This window comes from Verminephrobacter aporrectodeae subsp. tuberculatae At4, assembly GCF_000193225.1.
GTDB classification, from domain to species: domain Bacteria; phylum Pseudomonadota; class Gammaproteobacteria; order Burkholderiales; family Burkholderiaceae_C; genus Acidovorax; species Acidovorax aporrectodeae.
Genome location: NZ_AFAL01000381.1, coordinates 1 through 7742 on the forward strand (window position 1 = coordinate 1; position 7742 = coordinate 7742).

Genomic DNA, 7742 nt, shown 5'->3' on the forward strand with positions numbered 1-7742 from the left:
CCACGGACCCTGCGCACAAGCCGCGAGCAGCAGCGCCAAGGCCGGCGGCGTCGCGCGCGCGACAACGGAGAAAAGTCCCTGGCGATTCATGGACGATGTCCCAAAAAAGAAGCCCCGACACGGGGACTGTGCGGGGCTTTGGGGGATCGTCATGGATCGGTTTTGGCGGAAACGGAGGGATTCGAACCCTCGATGAGGCTCTACACCCCATACTCCCTTAGCAGGGGAGCACCTTCGGCCACTCGGTCACGTTTCCAGTCGGGGGATTATGCCTTATTTCAAAGGAATTTCCGGTGCATTCCTTTGCGCTCAGGCGGCCTGCTGGTCCAGTTCAAATGCCTTGTGCAGGCTGCGCACGGCGAGTTCCAGGTACTTCTCATCGATCACGACCGAGGTCTTGATTTCGGAGGTGGAGATCATCTGGATGTTGATGCCTTCCTCGCTCAGCGTGCGGAACATCTTGCTCGCCACGCCCACGTGGCTGCGCATGCCGATGCCGACGATGCTGACCTTGCATATCTTGGCGTCGCCCACCACCTCCTGTGCGCCGAGCGCGGGGACCACTTTTTCCTTGAGCAGGTCCACGGCGCGCGCGTAGTCGTTGCGGTGCACGGTGAAGCTGAAGTCGGTCCTGCCGTCCTTGCTGGCGTTCTGGATGATCATGTCAACTTCGATGTTCGCGTCCGCCACGGCGCCCAGGATCTGGTACGCGATGCCCGGCTTGTCCGGCACGCCCAGCACGCAGAGCTTGGCCTCGTCGCGGTTGAAGGCGATCCCGGATACGACGGCTTGTTCCATTTTTTCGTCTTCCTCAAAAGTGATCAACGTGCCGGACTTGGCTTCTGCGTCGATGTCGATGTCCCACGGCGTGAAGCTCGACAGCACGCGCATGGGCACCTTGTACTTGCCCGCGAATTCGACCGAGCGAATCTGCAGCACCTTGCTGCCCAGGCTGGCCATTTCGAGCATTTCCTCGAAGCTCACCGTCTGCAGGCGGCGGGCCTCGGGCACCACGCGCGGGTCGGTGGTGTAGACGCCGTCCACGTCGGTGTAGATCAGGCACTCCTGCGCCCCCATGGCCGCCGCCACGGCCACGGCCGAGGTGTCGGAGCCGCCACGGCCCAGCGTGGTGATGTTGCCCTCGTCGTCGATTCCCTGAAAGCCCGTGACGATGACCACCTTGCCGTTGGCCAGATCGGCACGCACGCGCTGGCCGTCGATCGATTCGATGCGCGCCTTGGTGTAGCTGTTGTCGGTGCGGATCGGCACCTGCCAGCCGGCGTAGCTGACCGCGCCCATGCCCTCGGCCTGCAGCGCAATGGCGAGCAGCGCCGACGAGGCCTGCTCGCCGGTGGCGGCGAGCATGTCGAGTTCGCGGTGGTAGGCATCGGTGGCGCGTGCCGGGGCGAGTTCCTTGGCCAGCGCCAGCAGGCGGTTGGTTTCGCCGCCCATGGCGCTGGGTACCACCACCATCTGGTGGCCTGCACGCGCCCATTTGGCGACGCGCTTGGCGACGCAGCGGATGCGCTCGGGCGAGCCCATCGAGGTGCCGCCGTATTTATGAACGATGAATGCCATGGGAATTTCTTGGGGTGACGCAGCCGCAGCGCAGGTTGGTCACCGTTTTCGCGCGCACGCTAGCCAGGAGAGAGCAAAGCCTGCGGATTGTACCAATCGAGTCCTGCCCCGCAGCGCACGACGAAGCCGCGCCCCACCTTGATGTGGATGCCGTGCCCCCGGGTGGTGCAGGCCTGCACCTGGTTGAGCAATGCACCGAGTTGCGCGGCGGCGGGCGTGGTGCCGTGCGCCGTGCGCAGCCAGTGGCGCAGCACGTTCGCCTGCCGCGCGCGGCTCAATTCCTGCAACAAGCTGATCTGCGGCGGCGTGCCCACCCGCTCCAGGTCCTGCTGCGCAAGCTCCAGCAGCAGTTCCGCCGCCTGCGCCGCATGCGCCGCGGAGCGCGCAAACGTGTCACGGAATGCCGGGAAAGCGGCCGCCAGCGCGGGCGAGAGCCGCGCGCGGATGCGGTTGCGGGTGAAGCGCTCGTCGGCGTTGCTCGGGTCTTCCACCCAGTCCTGCCCCTGCGCGCGCAGCCACTGGCGCACGTCGGCGCCAGCCACTTGCAGCAAGGGACGGTGCCACACCACCCCGGCGCGTTCCCAGCGCGCGGGCATGGCCGCCAGCCCCGCGACCCCGGCGCCGCGCAACAGGGCCAGGAGCAGGGTTTCGGCCTGGTCGTCCGCGTGCTGCGCGAGGGCCATGGACTGCATGGCGTCCCGTTGTGCACGGCGGTCCAGCGCCAGCGCCTCGAAGGCCCGGTATCTGGCCTGGCGCGCAGCGTCTTCGGGGCTCTGCCCCGGGGCCGGGCGGGCGTCGAGCCGCTGCACCGTCAGGGGCACGTCCAAGTCCTGACACAGGGCGATGCAATGCCGCTCGAAGCCCTCTGCCGCTGCCTGCAGGCCATGGTGCACGTGGACGGCCCGCACCCGCCCTGGCCAGCGCCGCGCGCAGGCCAGCAGCAGAGCGGTCGAATCCGCGCCGCCGCTCAGACCCACGGCCAGGGGAAGGGCCGGCGCAAAGGCGCGCATCGCGGCGTCGAATGCCTGCGTCACGCCCAGCGCCTCCCCGCCCCCGCAGACGGCGGCCAAGACCCGACGGCGGTGTCCACGAGACGGATGCGCATGGGCGCCGATTATCACGGGACGGGGCCGGGCTCACCCGTTCAGGGCCTCCCGCGCCGCGACCTCGGGACAAGGTGAAATTGCGTACAAATTGGCACAGAGCTTGCGTGCACTTTTCCCATGCCATTGCCCGTGCAAGCCCCCTCCCCCGCGCCAGCCCCTGCGGCCATCGAACTCATCGCGCTCACCAAGCGCTACGCCGAGGGCCGGCCGGCGGTCGACGCCATCGACCTGCGCGTCGCCAGCGGCAGCTACTGCTGCCTGCTGGGCCCTTCGGGCTGCGGCAAGAGCAGCACGCTGCGCATGATTGCGGGGCACGAGGCGGTGAGCAGCGGCGCCATCGTGCTGGAAAACCGCGAGATCACCGGACTGCCCGCGGCCGCGCGCGGAACGGCCATGATGTTCCAGAACTTCGCGCTGTTCCCGCACCTTTCGGCGCTGGACAACGTGGCTTTCAGCCTGAAGATGAAGGGGCTTGGCCGGGCCGAGCGCCAGGCCCGGGCGCGCGATCTGCTCGACCGCGTGGCCATGGGGCACTTGGCCGAGCGCAAGCCGGCGGAGCTCTCGGGCGGGCAGCAGCAGCGCGTGGCGCTGGCGCGCGCCCTGATCACCGGGCCGCGCGTGCTGCTGCTGGACGAGCCGCTGTCGGCGCTGGACCCGTTCCTGCGCCTGCAAATGCGCGCCGAACTGCGCCGCTGGCAAAAGGAGCTGGGCCTGACGTTCATCCACGTGACCCATTCGCAGGAGGAGGCGATGGCCCTGGCCGACACCATGGTGGTGATGAGCCATGGCGTGATCGAGCAGGTGGGCTCGCCGCACGCGGTCTACAACCGGCCCGCAAGCGAGTTCGTGGCGCGCTTCATGGGCGGGCACAACGTGATCCATACCCCCGCAGGCAAGGTGGCGGTGCGCACCGACCATCTGCAGGTGGCGCCCGCCGAGGCCGATCTGCCCGGAGACCTGCCCCGCTTGCACGCCGTGGTGAGCGACGTGGAGTACCAGGGTGCCTACGTGCTGCTGGGCCTGCAAGAACAGGGTGCCGCCCGCTGCGCGAACGCCGCGGCGGCGTACTCGGTCCTGCTGCCCGAGGCCGCGTTTCTCGCGCGCCCCTACCAGGCGGGGCAGGCGGTGCAATTGCACTGGACGCCAGCGCAGGCGCATGCGCTCGGGCCAAGCGCCCCGGCCACGGCGCAGGCCGCACCGTAGGCGGCCGCGCCAAGCTTTCTCTCACCCATTCCCTCTCGCAAACCAAGGAGCCCATCCCCATGTCCACCCCTGCGCCCCCTCCCCGCCCCGTTTCCGGCACCGCCGGCGTACAACGCCGCGCGCTGCTCCAGGGCACGGCGGGCATTCTGGCCGCTGGCGTGTTTCCGGCGATCCATGCGCAGGAAGCGATCGTGCTGCGCTACCTGGGCACGGCGGTGAACCAGGACAAGGCGATCGCCGAGCGGTTCAAGGCCGACACCGGCATCGCGATCCAGTACGTGGCCGTGACCACCGACGACGTGACCAAGCGCGCCGTGACCATGCCGAACAGCTTCGATCTGATCGACACCGAGTATTTCTCGCTCAAGAAGATCGTTCCCACCGGCAACCTGCGGGGCCTCGACACCCGCCGCATCAAAAACGCCGACAAGATCACCCCGCTGCTCACCACCGGCAAGGTGGCGGGCAAGGCCGTGGGCGAGCAGGGCACGGCGCCGAAGAAGGTGATTTATCTCGAGGGCGAGAACTCCCGGAAGTTCGCCCCGGCGCCCACGCAGTTCATGTCGCTCATCCCCACCGTGTACAACGCCGACACGCTGGGCATCCGCCCCGACCTGATCCGGCGCCCCATCGAATCCTGGGCCGAGTTGCTCAACCCCGAGTTCAAGGGCCGGGCGGCCCTGTTGAACATTCCCTCGATCGGCATCATGGACGCGGCCATGGTGGTCGAGGCCATGGGCCTGTACAAGTACCCCGACAAGGGCAATATGACCAGGAAGGAGATCGATCTGACGGTCAAGACCCTGATCGAGGCCAAGAAGCAGGGGCAGTTTCGCGCGCTCTGGAAGGATTTCAACGAGTCGGTGAATCTGATGGCTGCGGGCGAGGTGGTGATCCAGTCGATGTGGAGCCCGGCCGTGACCGCCGTGCGCACCAAGGGCATTGCCTGCAACTTCCAGCCGCTCAAGGAGGGCTACCGCGCCTGGGCCGCCGGCTTTGGCCTGCCGGCCACGCTCGCGGGCCGCAAGCTCGATGGCGCCTACGAGTTCGTCAACTGGTTCCTCGACGGCTGGGTCGGCGCCTACCTGAACCGCCAGGGCTACTACAGCGCCGTGCTGGAGACCGCGAAGGCGAAGATGGAGGCCCACGAATGGGCTTACTGGATGGAGGGCAAACCCGCCGCGCAGGACATCCGCAACGCCCATGGCGACGTGCAGGCCAAGGCCGGCACGGTGCGCGACGGCGGCAGCTACGAGGCCCGCATGGGCGCCATCGCCTGCTGGAACGCGCTCATGGACGAGAACACGTACATGGTCCAGAAGTGGCATGAATTCGTCGCCGCCTGATGCCCCTCGCAGGCCATTCGGTCCCGCCGCATGAGCAAGCCGACCGCTTCGCCCCCCGCCCCCGGGCGCGGCATCGCCGCCTGGTGGCAGGCGGCGCCGTTCGCGCTGGTGTTCGCGCTGTTCTTCCTGATCCCGCTGCTGCTGATCGCCATGGTCAGCTTCTGGGATTTCAACGAATACGAGTTGCTGCCCGGCTTCACTTTCAGGAACTACCTGTCGATCTTCGAGGGCTGCGGCACGGCGCCCAGCCAGTGCGTGGCGTTCAAGACCTACTACAGCACGCTCAAGTTCAGTGTTCTGGTGTGGCTCATCACGCTGCTGGTCGGCTTTGCCGTGGCCTATTTCCTGGCCTTTCACGTGCGCTCCCCGGGAACGCAGACGCTGCTCTTCGTGCTGTGCACCATCCCGTTTTGGACCTCGAACGTGATCCGCATGATCTCGTGGGTGCCGCTGCTCGGGCGCAACGGCCTGGTGAACCAGACGCTCATGGGGCTGAACGCCATCGAGGCGCCCATCGAGTGGCTGCTGTTCTCCGACTTCTCCGTGGTGCTGGCCTTCGTGCACCTGTACACCATGTTCATGATCGTGCCCATCTTCAACAGCATGATGCGCATCGACCGCAGCCTCCTCGAGGCCGCCAGCGACAGCGGCGCGAGCGGCTGGCAGACCGTGTGGAACGTCATCGTCCCGCTCTCGCGCACGGGAATCGTCATCGGCTCGATCTTCATCCTCACCATCGTCATGGGCGACTTCGTCACCATCGGCGTGATGGGCGGCCAGCAGATCGCCTCCATCGGCAAGATCATCCAGGTGCAGACCTCGTACCTGCAGTTTCCGCTGGCGGCGGCGAATGCGGTGATCCTGCTGGCCGTGGTGCTCATGATCATCCGGGGCCTCACGCGCCTCGTGGACATCCGCAAGGAACTATGACGACGCACCCCGCCCGTCCCGCCAGCTTCTGGCCGCTGGCCCTCTTCTTTGGCCTGTTCGTACTGTTCCTGTACGGGCCCATGCTGGTCATCTTCGTCCTGAGCTTTCAGGGACCCGAGGGCGGACTCAGCTTCCCGCTGCGCGGCGTGTCGCTGCACTGGTTCCGCAAGCTGGCCGAGGGGCTGGGCGTGGTGGACATCGGCGCGGCGCTGGGGCGCTCGCTGGGCCTGGGCGCGGCCGTGATGCTGTGCACCGTGGCGCTCTCGGTGCCCGCGGGCCTGGCGTTCCGCAAGCGGCTCGCGGGCGGCGACGCGCTGTTCTTCATCGTGGTGGCCAGCCTCATCATGCCCTCGATCATCGTTTCGCTGGGCATCGGGCTGGAGTTCCGGCTGATCGACAGTGCCATCAAATCCGCCCTGCAATGGCTGGGCATGGACGGCACGCTGCAAGACTATGGCAGTTCGCTCGGACTGTTTACCTCGGCGCTGGGCGCGCATCTGACGTGGACGCTGCCGTTCGGCCTGCTCATCATGTTCGCCGTATTCAACCGCTTCGACCCGGCTTACGAGGAGGCCGCGCGCGACCTGGGCGCCACACCCTGGCAGAGCGCGGCGCACGTGGTGCTGCCGCTGATTGCGCCTTCGGTGGTGGGGATCGCCATGTTCGGCTTCACGCTCAGCTGGGACGAGATCGCCCGCACCTCGCAGGCCATCGGCGACGTGAACACGCTGCCGCTGGAACTCCAGGGCCTGACGAGCACGGTGACCACGCCCAGCATCTACGCGCTGGGAACGCTCATCACCGGGGTGTCGTTCGCGGTGCTGGGAATCACGCTGGCACTCGCATGGGCCCTGGAGCGCCGCAAGAACCGGGTAAAAACGGCGCCATGACCGCGAACAAGACAAGCCCGCGCACGCGCCGCGCCGCGCTGAGCGACGACGAGATGTACCAGCGCATGGTCTCGGCCATGCTCGATCACCGCCTGCCGCCCGGTACCAAGCTGGTGGAGGACCGGCTGGCTGCGGCCTTTGGCGTGTCGCGCACGCGCGTGCGGCCGGTGCTGGTGCGGCTCGCGAACGAGCAGGTCGTGCGGCTCACGCCCCATCGGGGCGCTTGTATCGCACAGCCCACGCCGCAGGAGGCGCAGGAGGTCTTCGAGACCCGCCGCCTGCTCGAGCCGCGCCTGGTGGAGCTATTCATCGCCCACGCCACGGACGCGGACATCGCCGCGCTGCGCGCCTGCACCGACGACGAGGAGTCCGCGCGCACCCGCGGCGACATGCGCCGCGCGATCCGCCTCTCGGGCGACTTTCACCTGCGCATTGCGCAGGCGGCCGGCCAGCGGACGCTCGAGCGCATCCTGCGCGAACTGGTGTCGCGCACTTCGCTCATCCTGATGAGCTACAGCCCCAGCCACGCGCACGCACGCGAAGAGGCCACGGTCTGCGGCTGCCGGGAGCACCGGGCGCTCATCGACGCGATCCGCCTGCGCGACCCGCGGGAAGCGGGCCGCCTCATGCGGGCGCATCTGCTGCGCATCGAAACCCGGCTGGATTTCACGCCTGCACCCGGCGGCGCT

7 protein-coding genes and 1 tRNA gene are annotated in these 7742 nt (G+C 67.8%); 5 read left to right on the forward strand and 3 right to left on the reverse strand.

The window, feature by feature from the left end; translation table 11 throughout:
• Positions 1-163 precede the first annotated feature (163 nt).
• The 3 genes from VTU_RS0109660 to tilS form a co-directional block, all read right to left on the reverse strand.
• A tRNA-Ser gene (locus tag VTU_RS0109660) sits at positions 164-256 on the reverse strand.
• A 53-nt stretch (positions 257-309) separates the two neighbouring features.
• A complete protein-coding gene (locus VTU_RS0109665) occupies positions 310-1578 on the reverse strand; it encodes an aspartate kinase (RefSeq protein WP_010103672.1) in 1269 nt (422 codons plus the stop codon).
• A gap of 59 nt (positions 1579-1637) precedes the next feature.
• Complete coding sequence (gene tilS, locus VTU_RS0109670; RefSeq protein WP_029554256.1) at positions 1638-2612, reverse strand: tRNA lysidine(34) synthetase TilS; 975 nt, start codon at positions 2610-2612, stop codon at positions 1638-1640.
• Positions 2613-2801: 189 nt separating this feature from the next.
• Between tilS and VTU_RS0109675 the strand changes: the two genes are divergently transcribed.
• From VTU_RS0109675 to VTU_RS26710, 5 genes are all read left to right on the forward strand, one after another.
• Positions 2802-3887, forward strand: a complete 1086-nt coding sequence (locus VTU_RS0109675) for an ABC transporter ATP-binding protein (RefSeq protein ID WP_010103674.1) — start codon at positions 2802-2804, stop codon at positions 3885-3887.
• A gap of 59 nt (positions 3888-3946) precedes the next feature.
• On the forward strand, positions 3947-5233 hold the full coding sequence (locus tag VTU_RS0109680; protein WP_010103675.1) for an ABC transporter substrate-binding protein: 1287 nt from the start codon (positions 3947-3949) through the stop codon (positions 5231-5233).
• Between the two features lie 30 nt (positions 5234-5263).
• A complete protein-coding gene (locus tag VTU_RS0109685) occupies positions 5264-6163 on the forward strand; it encodes an ABC transporter permease (protein WP_010103677.1) in 900 nt (299 codons plus the stop codon).
• A complete protein-coding gene (locus VTU_RS0109690; RefSeq protein WP_010103678.1) occupies positions 6160-7053 on the forward strand; it encodes an ABC transporter permease in 894 nt (297 codons plus the stop codon). The genes VTU_RS0109685 and VTU_RS0109690 overlap by 4 nt, the downstream gene beginning before the upstream one ends.
• Positions 7050-7742, forward strand: a 693-nt coding sequence (locus tag VTU_RS26710) for a GntR family transcriptional regulator (RefSeq protein ID WP_010103680.1), incomplete at its 3' end; no start/stop codon positions are given. The genes VTU_RS0109690 and VTU_RS26710, both read left to right, overlap by 4 nt.